Origin of the sequence: Lentzea albidocapillata subsp. violacea (assembly GCF_900100275.1) — a bacterium.
In the GTDB taxonomy this organism is placed as follows: Bacteria; Actinomycetota; Actinomycetes; order Mycobacteriales; family Pseudonocardiaceae; genus Lentzea; species Lentzea violacea.
Map to the genome: position 1 here is coordinate 264,902 of NZ_FNET01000005.1, position 17,870 is coordinate 282,771.

The 17,870-nt window shown below is 69.5% G+C and carries 16 protein-coding genes; 9 read left to right on the forward strand and 7 right to left on the reverse strand.

Annotation, left to right across the window (positions count from 1 at the left end):
* Positions 1–10: 10 nt before the first annotated feature.
* Positions 11–427: a cytochrome c oxidase subunit 4 gene (locus BLR21_RS14295; RefSeq protein WP_030474611.1), complete on the forward strand. Its 417-nt coding sequence runs from the start codon at positions 11–13 to the stop codon at positions 425–427.
* Positions 428–639: 212 nt separating this feature from the next.
* Here the strand turns inward: BLR21_RS14295 and BLR21_RS14300 are convergent, their stop codons facing one another.
* From BLR21_RS14300 to BLR21_RS14315, 4 genes are all read right to left on the reverse strand, one after another.
* On the reverse strand, positions 640–1,320 hold the full coding sequence (locus BLR21_RS14300) for a lysophospholipid acyltransferase family protein (RefSeq protein ID WP_090006315.1): 681 nt from the start codon (positions 1,318–1,320) through the stop codon (positions 640–642).
* 145 nt (positions 1,321–1,465) lie between these two features.
* Positions 1,466–2,506, reverse strand: coding sequence for an anthranilate phosphoribosyltransferase (trpD, locus tag BLR21_RS14305; RefSeq protein WP_090006316.1), 1,041 nt, complete (start codon positions 2,504–2,506; stop codon positions 1,466–1,468).
* Between the two features lie 6 nt (positions 2,507–2,512).
* The gene (locus BLR21_RS14310) at positions 2,513–2,923 is read right to left on the reverse strand and encodes a hypothetical protein (RefSeq protein ID WP_090006317.1); all 411 of its coding nucleotides are present in this window, start codon (positions 2,921–2,923) and stop codon (positions 2,513–2,515) included.
* 65 nt (positions 2,924–2,988) lie between these two features.
* Positions 2,989–3,390: a hypothetical protein gene (locus tag BLR21_RS14315; protein WP_090006318.1), complete on the reverse strand. Its 402-nt coding sequence runs from the start codon at positions 3,388–3,390 to the stop codon at positions 2,989–2,991.
* A 94-nt stretch (positions 3,391–3,484) separates the two neighbouring features.
* Here BLR21_RS14315 and ctaE point away from each other — a divergent pair, with 94 nt between their 5' ends.
* Genes ctaE through qcrB form a run of 4 tightly spaced genes read left to right on the forward strand, consistent with a single transcriptional unit; the run spans position 3,485 to position 7,743 of the window.
* A complete protein-coding gene (ctaE, locus tag BLR21_RS14320) occupies positions 3,485–4,093 on the forward strand; it encodes an aa3-type cytochrome oxidase subunit III (protein WP_090006319.1) in 609 nt (202 codons plus the stop codon).
* Positions 4,094–4,145: 52 nt separating this feature from the next.
* A complete protein-coding gene (gene qcrC / locus BLR21_RS14325) occupies positions 4,146–4,958 on the forward strand; it encodes a cytochrome bc1 complex diheme cytochrome c subunit (RefSeq protein WP_090006320.1) in 813 nt (270 codons plus the stop codon).
* Positions 4,955–6,082 carry a cytochrome bc1 complex Rieske iron-sulfur subunit gene (gene qcrA, locus BLR21_RS14330; RefSeq protein ID WP_090006321.1) on the forward strand — a complete coding sequence of 376 codons (1,128 nt, stop codon included), beginning with the start codon at positions 4,955–4,957 and terminating at the stop codon, positions 6,080–6,082. Before qcrC ends, qcrA begins: the two co-directional genes overlap by 4 nt.
* Complete coding sequence (gene qcrB / locus BLR21_RS14335; RefSeq protein WP_090006322.1) at positions 6,079–7,743, forward strand: cytochrome bc1 complex cytochrome b subunit; 1,665 nt, start codon at positions 6,079–6,081, stop codon at positions 7,741–7,743. The genes qcrA and qcrB overlap by 4 nt, the downstream gene beginning before the upstream one ends.
* Positions 7,744–7,821: 78 nt before the next feature.
* On the opposite strand, the gene BLR21_RS14340 is transcribed toward qcrB, so the two are convergent.
* Both BLR21_RS14340 and BLR21_RS14345 read right to left on the reverse strand, forming a co-directional pair.
* Positions 7,822–8,106 carry an Lrp/AsnC family transcriptional regulator gene (locus tag BLR21_RS14340; protein WP_030474620.1) on the reverse strand — a complete coding sequence of 95 codons (285 nt, stop codon included), beginning with the start codon at positions 8,104–8,106 and terminating at the stop codon, positions 7,822–7,824.
* A gap of 260 nt (positions 8,107–8,366) precedes the next feature.
* Positions 8,367–10,067 carry a DEDD exonuclease domain-containing protein gene (locus BLR21_RS14345; RefSeq protein WP_090006323.1) on the reverse strand — a complete coding sequence of 567 codons (1,701 nt, stop codon included), beginning with the start codon at positions 10,065–10,067 and terminating at the stop codon, positions 8,367–8,369.
* A gap of 183 nt (positions 10,068–10,250) precedes the next feature.
* On the opposite strand from BLR21_RS14345, the gene BLR21_RS14350 reads away from it, so the two are divergent.
* The 4 genes from BLR21_RS14350 (at position 10,251) to BLR21_RS14365 (ending at position 14,571) form a co-directional block, all read left to right on the forward strand.
* Entirely contained in the window at positions 10,251–11,609 is a 1,359-nt protein-coding gene (locus BLR21_RS14350; RefSeq protein ID WP_090006470.1) for an NYN domain-containing protein, read from the forward strand.
* 65 nt (positions 11,610–11,674) lie between these two features.
* Positions 11,675–12,679 (forward strand): C40 family peptidase, encoded by a 1,005-nt coding sequence (locus BLR21_RS14355; protein ID WP_090006324.1) that lies wholly within the window; start codon positions 11,675–11,677, stop codon positions 12,677–12,679.
* A 10-nt stretch (positions 12,680–12,689) separates the two neighbouring features.
* A complete protein-coding gene (locus BLR21_RS14360) occupies positions 12,690–13,457 on the forward strand; it encodes a basic secretory protein-like protein (RefSeq protein WP_090006325.1) in 768 nt (255 codons plus the stop codon).
* 10 nt (positions 13,458–13,467) lie between these two features.
* The gene (locus tag BLR21_RS14365; RefSeq protein ID WP_090006326.1) at positions 13,468–14,571 is read left to right on the forward strand and encodes a glycosyltransferase family 4 protein; all 1,104 of its coding nucleotides are present in this window, start codon (positions 13,468–13,470) and stop codon (positions 14,569–14,571) included.
* A gap of 339 nt (positions 14,572–14,910) precedes the next feature.
* Here the strand turns inward: BLR21_RS14365 and BLR21_RS14370 are convergent, their stop codons facing one another.
* Complete coding sequence (locus tag BLR21_RS14370) at positions 14,911–17,778, reverse strand: AfsR/SARP family transcriptional regulator (protein WP_090006327.1); 2,868 nt, start codon at positions 17,776–17,778, stop codon at positions 14,911–14,913.
* Positions 17,779–17,870: the final 92 nt, after the last annotated feature.

Below are 17,870 nucleotides of genomic sequence, written 5' to 3' on the forward strand. Positions count from 1 at the left end.
ACGCCCCGCGATGAAGATCGAAGCTCGCGTATTCGACCTGGTGATGGCCTTCTCGTTCCTGATGGCCGTCGTCTACGGCTACTGGACGCACCTGGCGACCGGCCACGTCGAGCCCACCGGTACGGTGGCGCTCGCGCTGACCGGTGGCCTGGCCCTCATCACCGGCACCTACTTCCGGTTCGTCGCCCGCCGCATCGAGGTGCGGCCGGAGGACAACCCCGACGCCGAGGTGTCCGACGGCGCCGGTGAGCTGGGCTTCTTCAGCCCGGGCTCGTACTGGCCGGTCGGCTTGGCCGCCGCGGCGGCGACCACGGGTGTCGCGGTGGCGTTCTGGCACGTGTGGCTGCTCGTGATCGCCATCGTCATGGTGCTGGTAGCGGTCGGTGGCCTGGTGTTCGAGTACCACACCGGTCCTGACCACGACTGATCCAGCACGGCTGATATCCCATATATCGGATATTGTTCGACCGAGGCCCTCTCCCATGCGGAGGGGGCCTTCGTCGTCTCCTGGGAACCGTCTCCTGGGAACCGATATCCGATATGTGTCATATCACATATCGGATATCGCACGAGAAAGGACGAGAAAGGCCCCTTCCCGCCATCGTCGGCGGGCAGAGGCCTTCGTAGTCCTGCGCGCGGTTACGCCGCCGCGGCGACCGGGGTCTTCTGGTACGCGTCGACGTACTCCTGGCCGCTCAGGTCGAGGATGCGGTAGATGATCTCGTCGGTGACACTGCGCAGCACCGGCAGCGAGTCCTGCATGCCGTCGTAGCGGCTGAAGTCGAGCGGCTCACCGAAGCGGATCGTCACGGGGACGATCTTCGGGAACCTGCTGCCGACCGGCTGCACCTTGTCGGTGCCGATGATGCCGACCGGAATGACCGGGGCACCGGACTCGAGAGCCATACGGGCAACGCCCGTGCGGCCGCGGTGCAGCCTGCCGTCGAGCGAGCGGGTGCCCTCGGGGTAGATGGCGAAGGCGTCTCCGCGCGCCAGGATCTCGGCGGCCGTGTCGAGCGCGGCGCGGGCGTCGCGGCCCTTGCCGCGGTGCACCGGCACGTGGCCGAGCGAGGAGAAGAACCGGCGCGTCAGCGAGCCCTTCAGGCCGGTGCCCGTGAAGTACTCCGCCTTCGCGAGGAACGACACGCGGCGCGGAACGACCATCGGGATGACGACGCTGTCGATGAAGCTGAGGTGGTTGGCCGCCAGGATGACGGGGCCGTCGGTGGGGATGTTCTCCAGCCCGTCCACCACGGGGCGGTAGACGAGACGGGCTGTGCGCGCGACGACGTGCTTCATCACCGGGTAGAGGAGGGCCATGTCTCCAGCATTCCAGGTGACGATTGCCACGGCGTTACCACGTGGTGCGCATCTCGGGCCCATCACTCGCTCGGACTACGCCGATGCGGCCGTCGTGCGAGCAGGGTCACGCGCCGACGACGACGCGTGACCGAAACACGTCTTGCTAGCCCTTGAGGGTCTGCGAGAGCTCCACCCAGCGGTTCAGCAGCGTCGCCGCCCTGCCCGAGTCGATGGCGTCGGCCGCTCGGCTCAGCGAGGCCGTCAGGTCGGCGTGCAGGTCGTCGGAGAACCCGCCGTGCGCCGCGATGGCGCCCGCGGCGTTCACGAGCACTGCGTCCCGCACCGAACCCGTCTTGCCGGCCACGAGGTCGCGGACCACCTGGGCGTTGACCGACGAGTCGCCGCCCTTCAGGTCCTCCTCGCGCGCGGGCTTCACGCCGAGCACTGTCGGGTCGATGGTCTCCGTGCGCACCACACCGTCCTGCGCGAGCCACGCGGACGTCGTCGTGGTCGTGGTGATCTCGTCGAGACCGTCGTCGCCCCGCACCACCAGCGCGGTGTTGCGGCGGCGCGCGAACACGCCGGCGATCAACGGTGCCGCGGCCGCCCGCGCGCAGCCGATCAGGCCGACGGTGGGCTGCGCGGGGTTCGTCAGCGGACCGAGCAGGTTGAACGACGTCGGGATGCCGATCTCGCGCCGCACCGGGCCCGCGTGCCGGAAACCGGGGTGGAACACCGGCGCGAAGCAGAAACCGATGCCGAGCTCGCGCACGGTCTCCCGCACGCCGTCCGCGGGCAGGTCGATCGCGACGCCGAGCGCCTCCAGCACGTCCGCCGTGCCGCACTGGGACGACGCCGCACGGTTGCCGTGCTTGACCACTGGCACGCCCGCGGCGGCCGTGATGATCGCGGCCATCGTCGAAATGTTCACCGAACCGGAATGATCACCGCCGGTGCCCACGATGTCGGTCGCCCGCACGTCCACCGTGAACCGGTTCGCGTGGTTGAGCATCATCGTCGCGAGGCCGTCGACCTCTTCCGGGGTCTCACCCTTGGCGCGCAACGCGACGATGAACGCCGCGATCTGCGCCGCGGTCGCCTCGCCGGACATCACCTGGTCCATTCCCCAGGCGGTGTCGTCGGCGGTCAGGTCGACGCCGTCGAGCAGGCGGTTGAGCAGTGAGGGCCAGGTGCGCCGGCTCATGGCCGATCAGCCCCTGACGACGGGCACAGCCGAGCCCCGCAGCACCTCGGCCACGGTCTCGGCGGCGGCCAGCGGGTCCAGCGGGTGCACCAGCACCGCGTCCGCCTGCGACCAGGTGGCGAGCCACCTGTCGTCCTTGCGGCGCACCGCGACGACGATCGGCGGGCAGTTCGTGATCTCGTCCTTGAGCTGGCGGGACAGGCCCATGCCACCGGTCGGCTGCGCCTCGCCGTCGAGGATCAGCAGGTCGACGGTGCCGGCGTCCGCCTCGTAGAGGACGTCCGCGATCGTCGCGGCCTCGACGTAGTCGACGCGCGCGAGGTCCGGCGCCGGACGGCGGCCGACCGCAGTGATGATCGTCTCACGCACCTCGGGCCGGTGGCTGAACACCAGGATCTTCGTGGTCTGCGTGCTCATCTCTGGATCCTCCGCTGCGACTGCCGACTGCGGTCCTGAAGAAAGTGACCAAGGTCGCCGTGATGTTATCGGGCCGGTTCGGGTGCCTTCTGCAGGGCGTCCCACCCCAGGGCCTCACCGCCGAGCCGTTGCGCCAGCGAGGCCATCCGTGACCGCTCCTGGGCACAGTGCAACGCGTCCAGCTTCTGCACGCGACTGATATGCGATATATCACCGGCCACGAGCACCCAGCCGTCCGGCGTGAGCAGTTCGCGCGCACGTTCTACCTGTTCAGCGGGGATGCGCACGTGGTGCCGCAGTACCGCGAGCTCGTCGGCACGCCACCGCGGGGACCGCGCCAGGGCGGCCGAATCGGCCTCCGCGATGTCGAACGCCTCGACCACCACGACGAGCGCCGGGTCGTCGATCGACAACGCCGGCTCGTCCTGTCGGCGCAGCTTGTCCCGCAATCGGCTCAGCAAGCCCATTCGTTGATCTCCTCGCGATCACCCTGGGTGTGACCCAGCCGACCCAATGATCTGCCCAGGACCCGATGGGCGGACGGAAATAGCGCAGGCAATAATGCTGCTCGTGACCACGGCAGCGCCTTCAATCGGCCAGCGCGTGCACTCGCTGAACCGCCCGAACATGGTCAGCGTCGGCACGATCGTCTGGCTGTCCAGCGAGCTCATGTTCTTCGCTGGCCTCTTCGCCATGTTCTTCACGGTGAAGGCCCAGAACGAGGGACCTTGGCCCCCGCCCCCCACGCACCTGAACGTTCCCTACGCAGCGGTCTTCACGATCATCCTGGTCGCGTCGTCCTTCACCTGTCAGTGGGGCGTGTTCGCCGCTGAGCGCGGTGACGTCTTCGGTCTGCGTCGCTGGTACATCGTGACGCTCATCATGGGGACCATCTTCGTCGGCGGGCAGGCAGGTGAGTACGTCCAGCTGATCCACGAAGGCACGACGATCCCGTCCTCGGCCTACGGCACCGTCTTCTACCTGACGACCGGCTTCCACGGCCTGCACGTCATCGGCGGTCTGATCGCGTTCGTCTACCTGTTGATCCGGACGAAGCTCAGCAAGTTCACGCCGGCGCAGGCCACCTCCGCCATCGTCGTGTCGTACTACTGGCACTTCGTCGACGTCGTGTGGATCGGGCTGTTCGCCATCATCTACATCGTGCCCTGACCTGCTCCCCAGCCACGAGCTCCCGAACTGACAGCAAGGGTTGCCGCACACCATGACCACCACGACGAAACGCCGCCGCGGCGCCCGCACCAAGCTGCGCCGCCGGGTCGCCGGACTGCTCGCACTGGGCTTCGGCCTGCTGAGCGCCGGCATGCTGTTCGCCGCCTTCGCGCCCCAGGCGCAGACCGCCCAGGCGCAGCAGCAGGACGCCCTGGTGCGCCAGGGCGAGCAGATCTACCTCAACACCTGCCAGAGCTGCCACGGCAAGTCCCTCGAGGGCGTGAAGGACCGCGGACCGAGCCTGATCGGCGTCGGCGACGCCGCGGTCTACTTCCAGACTTCCTCCGGCCGCATGCCCATGGCGCGGCAGGAGGCCCAGGCCATCCGCAAGCCCGCGAAGCTCTCCCCTGAAGAGATCAACGCGCTGATGGCCTACATCGACGCGAGCGGCGGCGAGGGCCCGAAGAAGCCCGCCGAGTCCGGTGAGGCGCTGCGCGGCGACAACCCGGCGCGTGGCGGCGAGCTCTTCCGCCTCAACTGCGCCAGCTGCCACAACTTCACGGGTCGTGGTGGCGCGCTGTCCTCCGGCAAGTTCGCGCCGGAGCTCGACGGGGTGTCCGAGGAGCAGATCTACACGGCGATGCTGTCCGGCCCGCAGAACATGCCGAAGTTCGGCGAGCGCCAGCTGACGCCGGAAGAGAAGAAAGACATCATCGCGTACGTCAAGTCGGTCACCGATGGGAACAACAACTCCGGTGGTGCCCCCCTGGGTGGGCTCGGACCGGTGTCCGAGGGATTGATCGCGTTCATCGTGGGCATGGCCGCGCTCATCGGCGTGACCCTCTGGATCGGAGCCAAGGCATGAGCGGCGACAAGCCGATCGAGCTGCCCAGCGAGGCAGAGCTCGCGGAGATGAGCCGGGACGACCTCGTCAGGCTCGGCACGAAGATGGACGGCGTCGAGCTCGTCCACTACGAGGAGAGGTTCCCGGTCCCCGGCACGCGTGCCGAGCGTCGCGCCGAGCGCATCGTCGCGCTCTGGTTCATGATCTCCGCGCTGTCCGGCCTGGCCTTCCTCGGCGTGTTCCTGTTCTGGCCGTGGCAGTACGAGCCCGCGCACACCGACGGCCACCTGCTGCACCTGCTCTACAACCCGCTGATCGGCCTGTTCCTGGGCCTGTCGGTGGTGGCGCTGGGCGTCGCCGCGCTGCTCTACACCAAGAAGTTCATCCCCGAAGAGCTCGCGGTGCAGCAGCGCCACGACGGCCCGTCGGCCGAGGTCGACCGCGCCACCCTGGTCGCCGAGCTCGCCGACGCGGGTGACCGCAGCGGCATCGCGCGCCGCAGCCTGATCAAGCGCACCGCGGGCCTCGGCGCCGGCGTGCTGGGTCTGGGTGTCGCGGCCGTCCCGCTGGGCGCGCTCATCAAGAACCCGCACGCGGACAGCGAGACCAAGAACTCGCTGTGGCACACCAGCTGGAAGCCGGAGAAGCCGGGCGAGAAGGTCTACCTCCGCCGCCACACCGGCGACTTCCACGAGGTCTCGCTGGTGCGTCCCGAGGACGTCGAGCCGGGCGGCTTCGAGACGGTGTTCCCGTTCCGGGAGTCCGAGCGGGGCGACGACCACGCCCTGGTCGCGGCCCTCAAGCGCGCCGACGCGCCGGTCATGCTCATCCGCATGCGTCCGAACCAGGCGGTCACCAAGCGCGCTGGTCAGGAAGACTTCAACTACGGCGACCTGTACGCGTACTCCAAGATCTGCACGCACCTCGGTTGCCCGACGTCGCTGTTCGAGCAGCAGACCGGTCTGCTGCTCTGCCCGTGCCACCAGTCGCAGTTCGACGTCTTCGAGTACGCCAAGCCGCGGTTCGGTCCGGCAACCCGTCCTCTGCCGCAGCTTCCGATCACTGTGGACGAAGACGGATACTTGGTTGCCCGCAGCGACTTCATCGAGGCTGTGGGTCCGGCGTTCTGGGAGCGGAAGTCATGAGTGCCATCACCACGCCGACGAAGCCGGCCAACGCCGCCGCGCGCTTCGCAGGGGCGGCGGCCAACGCTGCCGACGAGCGGTACCACGCGGCCTCTGGCCTGCGTAAACAGCTGAACAAGGTCTTCCCGACGCACTGGTCGTTCCTGCTCGGCGAGATCGCGCTGTACAGCTTCATCGTGCTGTTGCTGTCGGGCACGTACCTCGCCCTGTTCTTCGACCCGTCGATGACCGAGGTCACCTACCAGGGGTCGTTCGAGAACCTGCGCGGCATCGAGATGTCGCGGGCGTTCGCGTCCACGCTCGACATCTCGTTCGAGACGCGCGGTGGCCTGTTCGTCCGCCAGGTGCACCACTGGGCGGCGCTGCTGTTCATGGCCGCGATCGTCGTGCACATGTTCCGGATCTTCTTCACCGGCGCGTTCCGCAAGCCGCGTGAGATCAACTGGGTCATCGGCATCGTGCTGTTCATGCTCGGCGCGATCGAGGGCTTCCTCGGCTACTCGCTGCCGGACGACCTGCTCTCGGGCACCGGCCTCCGCGTCATGGCGGCGCTGCTGATCTCGTTCCCGGTGGTCGGCACCTGGATCAACTGGCTGATGTTCGGCGGGGAGTTCCCCGGCACGGACATCATCCCGATGCTCTACACCGCGCACATCCTGATCATCCCGGCGATCATCCTGGGTCTGATCGCGGCGCACCTGGCGCTGGTCTGGTACCAGAAGCACACGCAGTTCCCCGGCGTGGGCCGCAAGGAGACCAACGTCGTCGGCGTCCGCATCATGCCGGTGTTCGCGGCCAAGGGCGGTGGCTTCTTCGCCATCGTCGTCGGTGTCATCGCGATCATGGGTGGCGTCTTCCAGATCAACCCGATCTGGAACTTCGGCCCGTACAACCCCGCGCAGATCTCCGCCGGTTCGCAGCCCGACTGGTACATGGGCTGGACCGACGGCCTGGTCCGCATCTGGCCCGCGTGGGAGTTCTACCTGGGCAACTACACGATCCCAGGGGCCTTCCTGCCGTTCATCCTCGGTCTGCCGCTGCTGACCGGCATCGCGGCGGTGTACCCGTGGATCGAGCGCAAGATGACCAAGGACTACGCGCACCACAACCTGCTGCAGCGCCCGCGTGACGTTCCGGTCCGCACCGCGCTCGGCTGGATGGCGATCACGTACTTCATGGTCCTGCTGCTCATGGGCGGCAACGACATCTTGGCGTACAAGTTCGACATCTCGTTGAACCTGACGACATGGATGGGCCGCATCGGCATGCTGGTCCTGCCTCCGATCGCGTACTTCGTCGCGTACCGGATCTGCATCGGCCTGCAGCGCGGCGACCGCGAGGTGCTCGAGCACGGTGTCGAGACCGGCATCATCAAGCGCCTGCCGCACGGCGAGTTCATCGAGATCCACCAGCCGCTCGGCCCGGTGGACGACCACGGCCACCCGCTTCCGCTCGCCTACCAGGGCGCGGCGGTGCCGAAGAAGATGAACAAGCTCGGCTCGGCCGGTCACCCGGTCGCCGGCAGCACGTGGTCCCCGGACCCGGTCGAGGAGACCGTGGCACTGGAGAACGCGCGCAAGGCGAAGCACGTCTCCGAGGGGACCAGCGCCCAAGACGAGGCGAGCGAGCTCGTGGGCAAGCCGTCCGACCCGAAGGCCTGACCCACCGCTGAACACGACGAAGGCCCCCGTGATCTTCACGGGGGCCTTCGTTCTGTCTGTGGCTTGCTGTGCCGACTGTCAGGCGTCGTCCAGGCCGATGGAGAACGCGGCCTCGTCGTCGCGCTTCGAGTAGCTGCGGAACGCGATGTGCGTGTCGGTGTTCAGCACGCCCGCGACCTTGCTGATCTTGCCGGGCACCAGTGCGGCGAGGTCCTCGTGCTTGCTGACCCGCACCAGCGCGATCAGGTCCACGTCACCGGCACAGGAGTACACCTCGGTGACTCCGTCGATGTCGGCGATCTCCTGCGCGGCCTCGGGAATGCGTTCGGCGGCGGCCTGGATCAGCACGATGGCGGTGACCACGGCTTCCTCCTCGGGTCTGGGCTCCGGTGTCTCAAGCACCCGTAGTCTGCCCTACCGCCTGATCACCTGCGTGAGGACGTCGCCGCTCGCGAAGCCCACGCCCCCCACGGCCCGCTCGTGTCTCTTTGTCGACTTCCCAACTGATATATCGGTTGCCGCCCCTGCCTCTGACCTGCACTTACCCACCCTTATGCAAAAAACGTTTGCGGACGTCCGCAAACGTTTTTTGCATAAGGGCTGTGCAACGAGGTGTATCGGGGTCAGTTCCAGCGGTCGTGGAGGGGGCGGGCGCCTGCGGCTTGTTCGGCCCACGGCACCCATGCCGCGGCGGCACCGGCGGGGGACGACCACGGCTCGTCCGCGTAGACCAGGCGGGTGCCCGGCTGGTCGAGCCAGCGCAGGACGACCGCGGCCTCTTCCGGGGGTGCGCCTCGCAGCGGGCCGGGGGTGGGGACGACCGTCTCCGCTGAGGCGACGAGTGCGTCGACCACCGGCATCGGGCGGGTGCCACGGCGGGCGACTCCGGCGGAGGCGAGGCGGCCGTAGCGCACGACCGAGAACTCCCAGCCGCCTTCGCGGTCGGGTCTGGCGGCCACGAGCTGGGGAAGTGCGGCGAGGGCTGCCAGGCGCTGGGCTCGGTCCAGGGATCGGACCAGGCCTGCCAGACGGTCGCGATGGCGGGCGGCCTCCTCGAAGCGTTCGGCCGAGGCCAGGCCGCCGAGCTGGGTGACGAGCGTGCGTAACGGGTCCGCGCTGCGGCCCACGACCAGATCGCGCACGGCGACCACGGCGGGGGAGTACTCGTCGACCGTCTGCCGGCCCGCGCAGGGGGCTTTGCAGCGGTCGAGCTCGGCCAGGGCGCACGGGGAGGCGCGTTGGTTCGTGGCCGGGATCTTGATGGTGCACGAGCGCAGCGGTACGGCGTCCAGCAGCGCGTCCGCGACCGACTCGGCTGCCTTTCGGGTGCGGAACGGGCCCAGCGCGCCGTCTCGTGGCACCTTGACCAGTGAGATCCGGGGGAACGGCTCGTCGGTCAGGGTCAGCCACCAGGCGTGGTGGGGGTTCTTCGAACGCCGGTTGTAGGCGGGGCGGTGCGCGCGCAGGAGCCGGAGTTCGCGCACCTCGGCCTCCAGCGGGTGGGAGCACTCCACGGCGTCGACACGCACGGCGAGAGCGACCATCTCGCGCAGCCTGCGGCGGCCCTCGCTCGCCGTGAAGTACTGGCGGACCCGGCGCCGCAGGTCTGACGCCGTGCCGACGTAGAGGACCTCCTCCTTCGGGCCGCGGAAGAGGTACACGCCCGGCGTGGACGGCAGGTGGGCGGCCAGCGAGCGTTTGCGGCGTTGTTCCGGCGTCACCTCGGGCAGATATGCCAGCAGTTCTTCCAGAGAGTGCACGCCCACGTTCCCGACGCGTCCCAGCAGCGTGTGCAGCACCTCGACGGTGGTGCGGGCGTCGGCCAGTGCCCGGTGCGTCGGCTTGGTCTCCGTGTGGAACAGGTCCGCGAGCGCGGACAGCCGGCACGACGGCGCCTCGTCGCGGCTCAGCACTCTCCGCGCCAGCTTCACGGTGCAGACGACCGACGGCTTCGGCCAGCGGTAGCCGTGGCGTTCGCAGGCGGCCTTCATGAAGCTGACGTCGAAGCCCGAGTTGTGCGCCACCAGGACGGATCCGGCCGCGAACTCCAGGAACGCGGGTAACACCGTCTTCATGGTCGGCGCGCCCGTCACCATCAACTGCGTGATCCCGGTCAGCTGCGCCACCATCGGCGGGATGCCGCGCTCCGGGTCGACGAGCGTGGCGAACTCACCAAGGACCTGGCCGCCGCGCACCTTCACCGCGCCGATCTCGGTGACGGCGTCCTCCTCGGCACTGCCGCCCGTGGTCTCCAGGTCGAAGACGACGAACGTCGTGTCGCGCAGGGGCGTCCCGAGCTCGTCGAAGGACAGTTGTCCGGTCACGTGGCTGACGTTAGCGACGGGGTCTGACAATTTTTTGAGCTGATCTTCGGTGGTGCTCTGACCTGCGGTTGCTCCATTGGAGTGGTGATCAGGTGATCTTTTCCAGATCGTTGTTGCCAAGGGCGGACACGTCCGTGCGTTGATCGAGTGCCGGGGCTCTAGCCTGATGGGGTGCCCGACCCGATGCCCGAGCCCGAGTTCGACCAGCCTGCCGATGACGCAGGTGAGTCCGCGGATGATTCCACTGTCGAATCCTCTGTGGACTGGTCGGCCCTGCCGGAGCCGTTGCGGGTGAGGCTCGCGGAGCTGGGGGCGGACGCGCTGGGCGAGATGGCGAAGGTCGACGTGCCCCAGCACCTGCGGCCGGTGGCGAAGTTCGCCCCGACCAAACGCGCCCGTCTGGGCGGCGCGCAGGTCGTGGCCGGCCTGCGGGACTCCGCGAACTTCCGCACCGCCGTGGTCGAGTGGCTGCGCAAGAACAGGCCGTCGACGCTCGAGGTGACCTCGCCGGATCCGGTGACGGCGGCCGCAGCGGCGGTGCTGACCGGTGACGAGGTCGCGCTGCACTACGTGGAGCTGGTGACGCGCCGGGTGGGCGACGCGACGCTGCGAGCCGAACGGGACGCGGCCGTAGTGCGCGCGGAACGGCTGGAAAGCGAGCTGGAACGGCTGCGGTCCGAGCGTAGCCAGCTCGACGGCGCCGCCGAACGCGTCCGCGCGGATGCCGAGGTCGAGCTGGAACGCCTGCGCAAGCGGTTGCGCGAGCAGGGCGTGAAGCTGCGCGAGGCCAAGGACGCCGCCGAGGCCGCGGCCGCCGAGGTGCACAAGATCCAGGAGCGCACCGCGGACGAGGTGAAGCGCCTGTCCGCCGAACGCGACCGGGAGCGCGAACGCGCCGAGACCGAACGTGGCAAGGCGCAGCGGGCGATCGCCGACGCCGAGGTGGCCCGGCAGTCCGCACGGGAGGCCCGGCAGGCCGACGAGGTGCGGCTCGCGCTGCTCGTGGACACCCTCGACGGCGCCGTGACGGGACTGCGTCGCGAGCTGGCTCTGGGAGAAGGCGCCGGCCCGCGTCCCGCCGATCTCGTGCGGGGCGCCAGCGCGTCGCAGGGGGTCGTGGGCCGGGTGGAGGACCCCGCGGCTCTGGACCGGCTGCTGGCGTTGCCCGTGGTGCACCTGGTGGTGGACGGCTACAACGTCACGAAGACCGGCTATCCGGAGCTGTCGCTGTCGGATCAACGAGATCGGCTGGTGCACCAGCTGGCGGTGCTGGCCGCGCGCACGGGTGCAGAGGTGACGCTGGTGTTCGACGGCGCTGGGGTGGTGGCCGTGCCCGCGGCTGCCCCTCGCGGCGTGCGCGTGCTCTTCAGCGACCCCGGTGTTCTGGCCGATGACGTAATTCGCGCACTGGTCACGGCGGAGCCCGAGGGACGGCCCGTGGTGGTGGTGACGTCGGACCGAGCGGTCGCGGATTCGGTGCGCCGTCGTGGCGCGCACCCGGTGCCGTCCGCTGTGTTGCTGGCCCGTCTCGGGCGTGTTTGATCACCCGGTAGCCTGACGCCGTCGATCTTGGCGGTCTTGTTCTGGCGAGGGGGATCGGCGACCTCATGTCGCGCAACTTCACCCGTGGTTTCCTGGTTCTCCTGCTGCTCCTCCCGGTCGCTCCGGCCGTGTCCTCGGCCGCGCAGCCGACCGATCCCGCGCGTGCGTACGCGGAGCTGACAGCACAGGCGACGAAGCTCAACGAGGAAGTCCTCCGCGCTCAGGAAGACCTCGTCCAGCGCAAGGCCGAGCTCGACCGCGCGACCGCGACAGTGGTGGCGGCGCAGCAGATCGAGCGGCAGGCCAAGCGCGACGAGGGCGACTACCAGGGGCAGGTCGACCTCATCGCCCAGGCGTCGTTCGAGGGGGCGCGGTTCAACCAGCTGTCGGCGCTGCTCGTCGCGGACTCGCAGCAGGACTTCCTGAACCGCCTCGAGATGATGCGGGTGCTCGCCTCCGACAAGGCGGAGTCGCTCGCGCGGCTGTCCGCCGCGGTGGAGAAGGCCCGTCAGGCACATCAGGTGGCGGAGAGCGCGCGGGCGCGTGCCGCGGAGACCACTGCGGCGGCCGAGAAGCTGAAGAGTGACCTGGACGCGCGCAACCAGGCGCTGCAGGCGCAGATCAACCAGGTGCGGACGGCGCTGACGCGGCTGCCCGCCCCCGTCGTGAACCAGCTGCGCGACCCCGGCGACCGCTCGCAGGTCAGCGTGCCTTCCGGAGTGGCGGGTCTCGCCCTCACGTTCGCGCTGGGGCAGCGCGGGGACGACTACCAGTACGGCGGCACCGGGCCTGAGCGGTGGGACTGCGCTGGACTGACGATGAAGGCCTATGCGGCCGCGGGCTTCACGATTCCGCGTACGTCGGGCGGACAGGCCGGAGTCGGGCGCGCGGTGTCGCGTGGCGAGGTTCGCGCGGGCGACCTGATCATCTACTACTCGAGCCGTTCGCACGTGGCCATGGCGGTCGACAACGCACGGGCGGTGCACGCCTCCACCGAGGGCCAGCCGGTGAAGATCGCACCGATCGACACCATCGGGCCCATCGCGGTGATTCGGCGCATCGAGGGCTAGCGTTGCGCCGGTGAAGCACCTCCGGACGTTGCTGGCGGTCACCGTCGCCATGACGTTCCTGCTGGGCGTCAGCGTTGCACTACGGCCCGTTGAGTTGCAGCCGACCGCAACAACCCATTGCAATGAGGCGGTGCTGACGACTGCGTCCGGCACTGTGAGCAGCAGTTCTTGTGATGGCGCGCTGGCGTCGCGGGTATCGGGGTTGCTCGACTCCTCGGTGCGCGACGTCGCCGATATATTGGATATCAGCTGGGTTCGCCGGGTCGACGTCGTCGTTCCGGCGTCGGACACCGAGCTCGTGTCGCTCGTCGGGCCCGCGTTCGCGGACATGGCCGGGGTCGCGATCAGGGACGGTTCCGGGCAGCGCGTCGTCATCAACCGGGTGCGCGCGTCGGCGTTGTCGGACGTGGAGTTGAGCGTGCTGCTGAGGCACGAGATCACGCACGTCGCGACGCGCGACCTGACTGCGGACTCGGCCCCGCTCTGGCTGGTCGAGGGGTTCGCGGACTGGGTGGCGTTCCACGGCACGGGGCTGTCGCTTCGTCAGGCCGCGCCGCTGCTGAAATCGGACGTCTCGGCGTTGCCGGTCGACTTCGGCGGCTCGGGGCGTGATCTCGCGTACCAGCAGGCGTACTCGATCATGGTCTACCTCCAGTCGAGGCTGGGGGAGCGGGGTGTCGTGGACTTCTTCCTGCGGCACGCATCCTTGTCCGCAGTGGACGCTGGTGTCATCGACGTGGCGGCCTGGCGCGAGTTCCTGAAAACGAGCATCGGATAGCGTTGAGTTCGTGCGCCGAACCTTGCTGGTGACCAACGACTTCCCGCCCCGCCCCGGTGGCATCCAGTCCTACCTGCACGCTTTGGCGACACGCCTGCCCGCGGACTCGCTCGTCGTCTACGCGCCGAAGTGGAAGGGCGCGGAGGAGTTCGACGCCGAGCAGCCGTTCCCGGTGGTGCGGCACCCCACGTCACTGATGCTGCCGACGCCGGACGTCCTCGCCCGCGCGCGCGACATCGCCCGTGCCGAGTCGTGCGAGGCAGCGTGGTTCGGGGCGGCGGCACCGCTGGCGTTGCTGGCGCCGTCACTCGGTCTGAGCCGTGCGGTGGCGTCCACGCACGGGCATGAGGTCGGCTGGTCGATGCTGCCGGTGGCGCGGCAGGCGCTGCGGGCGATCGGGTCCGGAGTGGACGTCGTGACCTATGTCAGCCGCTACACCCGCTCCCGGTTCTCGGCGGCGTTCGGGCCGGTGGCGGCGCTGGAGCACCTCCCGTCCGGTGTGGACACCGAGCAGTACCGCCCCGATCCTGCCGCGCGTGCCGAGATGCGCCGCCGGTACGGGCTGGGTGACCGGCCGGTGATCGTGTGCGTGTCGCGCCTGGTGCCGCGCAAGGGCCAGGACGTCCTGATCCGCGCGCTGCCGCTCATCCAGCGCTCGGTACCGGACGCCGCACTGCTGATCGTCGGCGGCGGGCCGTACCGCAAGACGCTCGAGAAGATGGCCGCCGGTTCCCGCGACATCGTGCTGACCGGCTCGGTGCCGTGGGAGGAACTGCCCGCGCACTACAACGCCGGCGACGTCTTCGCGATGCCCTGCCGCACGCGCGGCCGCGGCCTCGACGTCGAAGGGCTCGGCATCGTCTACCTCGAAGCCTCCGCGGCCGGGCTGCCCGTGGTGGCCGGACGGTCCGGCGGCGCCCCGGAGACCGTGCGGGACGGCATCACCGGCAACGTCGTCGACGGCCTCGACGTCGAGAACGTCGCCGCGCGGATCGCCTCGCTGCTCGCCGATCCCGAGACGGCGGCCAAGATGGGGCGCGCCGGCCGCGAGTGGGTCAGCGACCACTGGCGCTGGGACCAGCTCGCACACCGCCTCGAGAACCTCATCGGCTGACCGAAATCCAATATCTGATATATCGCGCTCGCAAGCGACTGTTTGATGTTGACATCTGCTGGCCGATATATCGGGTGTGGTTTCCGCTGTCAGATGCATTCTTTTGGCATGTCAGTTGTAAACAGTCGACATGGTCGTTGTTGACGCACACCATGCCGTCCCGTCGACAGCCTGTGTGCACGACGTGTTGCGGCTTCATGCAGGTGGGGTGCTTCCTGATATCCGATATATTGGATATCAGGAACCCTGTGTGAAGTGCGCACGCGCTAAGACAACGTTGTCATCCGACGAAGCGATATATGGCATATCGCTGGGTGATTTAGTGGATTCAGGAAAGGGTCAGGCGAGTTCGCGGGCCCGGTTCTCCAAAGCGCGCAATCCCAGTTCGGCGCTGCGCCGCGCGGCCTGGTCGGCGGCGGAGCGAGAATCGGCGGGACGGTCGAGATCCCGCAGCACCACGGCCAGGTTGATCAGCGCGCGGACCTCACCCGAGGCGAAGCCGATCCGCCGGGCCGTCGTCAGGGCCTGCTCGAACAGTTCGGCGGCCGCGTCGAAGTCGGACAGCGCGCGACGGGTCTCGCCGAGCGTGATCCGGACCGACGTCGCCACCTGCTGGTCGCCCCCGTCGGCCACGAGGGACAGCGCGCGCGAGGCCAGGGACAGGGCCGCGCCGGTGTTGCCGGAGGCGAGTTCCAGGGCGGCGAGGTTCTCCAGGGCCTCGGACTCGCCGGCGGGGACGTTGCCGATCTCCAGGGCGCGTTCGAGGTGGGCGCGGGCTTCGTCGAGACGGCCCTGCAGGCGGAGCGCCATGCCGAGGTAGGTGTGGCTGTCGGCGTTCGGCGCCAGGGTCAGCGCCTGCGAGAAGTGCTCGACCGCGCTGTCGATCTCGCCGAGTTCCACGGCGAGCTGGCCGAGGTTGTACAGGCCGGTGCTGACACTGTCCGCCGGCGCCGAGCGCAGCATCTCCAGGCAGCGGACCAGGGCGTCCTTCGCGGCGACCAGGTCTCCCGAACGGCGGTGCACGAGGCTGAGGTTGTTCAGCGCGCCCGCTTCGGCGTCCTTGTCGCCCAGGGCCCGGTACAGCTCGATGGCGTGGTCGTGGTGCTCGACGGACCGCGTGTACTCGCCCAGCCGCAGGTAGAGGGTGCCGAGGTTCGCGTGCATCGCCGCCTCGGCCGCGCGGTGCGCGGACTTCTGGGCGGCCTGCAGGCCGTGGTGCGCCGTCGCGAGCCATTCGCCGACGTGCTGGCCGATCCAGAGGTAGCCGCGCAGGGCGTCCGCCAGTTGCCAGGCCATCACCACCGGGCCGTGCTCGGCCGCGTGCCGGATGGCGGCGATCAGGTTCGGGCGTTCCGCGTCGAGCCACACGAGGGCCTCGGCCGACGTCGAGATCCGCGGTGCCGGGCCCGTGGGCGACGACGGCAGCCGCACGATCCCGGGGTAGAGCAGCTCGGCGCAGCGCTCGACACCGCGCAGGTAGTGGTCGAGCAGCGCCGTCCACGACGCCTGCTGCTCGGACGGGCTGTCCGCCTCCTCCCGCACCGTGGCGGCGTAGCGGACCAGTTCGTCGTGGAACCGGTAGCGGCCGGGAACCGGGGACACCACCAGCCGGGCGATCGCCAGCACCGCCAGCAGCCCGTCGGCGTCCACGTCGGCCAGCGCGGACGCGGCCTCCGGCGTGAAGTCCGGCCCCGGCACCAGCGACAACAGCCGGAACAACCGCTGCGGCGCGGGAGGCAGCGCGGCATAGGCCAGCTCGATCGGCGAACCGGAGATCGTCACGCCGTCGCGTCCGGCCAGGTACGCCGCCGCCACCCGCAACGCCAGCGGCAGGTGCCCGCACCGCGCCGCCAGCTCCGCGTGATCACCCGGCCCGAGCAGCTTCTCCAGCAACGACGCCGACTCCGCCGCCGGGAACACGTCCACCGGCACGGTCCGCGCGCCGTTCATCGCGATCAGCCCGCGCAGGTCGTCCCGCGATGTCACGATCACCCGGCACGACGCCGTCCCCGGCAGCAACGGCCGCACCTGGTCCGGCGCGGAGGCGTTGTCCAGCACCAGCAGCATCCGCCGCCCCGACAGCAACGACCGCAGCATCGTGCTCTGCTCGTCCGCGTCCGGCGGGATCTCGTCCGGCGGCACGCCCAGCGCCCGCAGGAACCGCGACAGCACGTCCACCCCGTCCGCGGGCGCCCCCAGCGCGTACCCGCGCAGGTCGACGTAGAGCTGCCCGTCCGGGAACCGGTCCCGCAGCAGGTGCGCCACGTGCACCGCCAGCGTCGTCTTGCCCACGCCCGGCTGCCCCGCGAGCGTCACGATCGGCACCGACCCGCCGGCGATCAACCCGGAGACCCGCTCCACGTGCCAGGACCGCCCGGTGAAGTCCGCGATGTCGTCCGGCAGCCGCATCGGCGACGACGGCGCGCGTTCCGGTTCCCGCGCCACCACCGGCGCCGCCAGCTCCGGCGCCCCCATCAGGATCGCCTGATGCAACGACCGCAGCTCGTCCGACGGGTCGATGCCCAGCTGCTCGTCCAGCGTCCGATCGAGCTGCCGGAACGCCTCCAGCGCCTCCGCCTGCCTGCTGCCGCGGTACAGAGCGAGCATCAGCTGCGCCCAGAACCGCTCCCGCAACGGGTGGTCCCGCGTCAGCCCGAACAGCTCCGGCACCAGGTCCGCGTGGTTGCCCAGCGCGAGCTCCACGTCGATCCGCTGCTCGTGCACCCTCATCAGCAACTCGGTCAGCCGCGGCGCATGCTCCGAGTACAACGTCTCCGAAGGCACGTCCGACAGCACCGGCCCGCGCCACAACTCCAACGCCTCTGCGAACGCCGAACGTGCCGTGACCAGGTCGGATGACGACGCGGCCGCACGTCCGCGAGCCGCCGCGTCAGCGAAACGATGGGCGTCCACGGCCAGCGGGTCCACCCGCATCCGATAGCCGTCCGCGGCCGTCTGGATCAGCGACGGATCACCCAGCGCCGCCCGCAACCGCATCACGTACGTCTGCAACGTCCCACGCGTGCGCGCGGGCGGTGTGTCCCCCCACACGTGCTCGACGAGTTCCGTCACGGGAACGACGCGGTTCGGCCGCAGCAGCAACGCCGCCAGCAACGCCCGGTGCTTGCCCGCCCGCAACACGACGGCGGAGCCCCCCAGGCGTACTTCCAACGGGCCGAGCAGCCGGAACTGCGGACCCGAAGCCATCGCCAACCCCTCGTGCGAGCCAGATCTACCCCGTCTGTCTCACAGCCTATTAGCGCGCTGTCGCCGAGTGACATCGGCGCGTCAGCGATACG

Coding starts and splice junctions, on each gene's coding strand:
- BLR21_RS14355 (WP_090006324.1), top strand. CDS start 11,675: ATGTCGCGCAACTTCACCCGTGGTTTCCTGGTTCTCCTGCTGCTCCTC.
- BLR21_RS14370 (WP_090006327.1), bottom strand. CDS start 17,778: ATGGCTTCGGGTCCGCAGTTCCGGCTGCTCGGCCCGTTGGAAGTACGC.
- ctaE (WP_090006319.1), top strand. CDS start 3,485: ATGCTGCTCGTGACCACGGCAGCGCCTTCAATCGGCCAGCGCGTGCAC.
- qcrA (WP_090006321.1), top strand. CDS start 4,955: ATGAGCGGCGACAAGCCGATCGAGCTGCCCAGCGAGGCAGAGCTCGCG.
- trpD (WP_090006316.1), bottom strand. CDS start 2,506: ATGAGCCGGCGCACCTGGCCCTCACTGCTCAACCGCCTGCTCGACGGC.
- BLR21_RS14310 (WP_090006317.1), bottom strand. CDS start 2,923: ATGAGCACGCAGACCACGAAGATCCTGGTGTTCAGCCACCGGCCCGAG.
- BLR21_RS14315 (WP_090006318.1), bottom strand. CDS start 3,390: ATGGGCTTGCTGAGCCGATTGCGGGACAAGCTGCGCCGACAGGACGAG.
- qcrB (WP_090006322.1), top strand. CDS start 6,079: ATGAGTGCCATCACCACGCCGACGAAGCCGGCCAACGCCGCCGCGCGC.
- BLR21_RS14300 (WP_090006315.1), bottom strand. CDS start 1,320: ATGGCCCTCCTCTACCCGGTGATGAAGCACGTCGTCGCGCGCACAGCC.
- qcrC (WP_090006320.1), top strand. CDS start 4,146: ATGACCACCACGACGAAACGCCGCCGCGGCGCCCGCACCAAGCTGCGC.
- BLR21_RS14350 (WP_090006470.1), top strand. CDS start 10,251: ATGCCCGAGCCCGAGTTCGACCAGCCTGCCGATGACGCAGGTGAGTCC.
- BLR21_RS14295 (WP_030474611.1), top strand. CDS start 11: ATGAAGATCGAAGCTCGCGTATTCGACCTGGTGATGGCCTTCTCGTTC.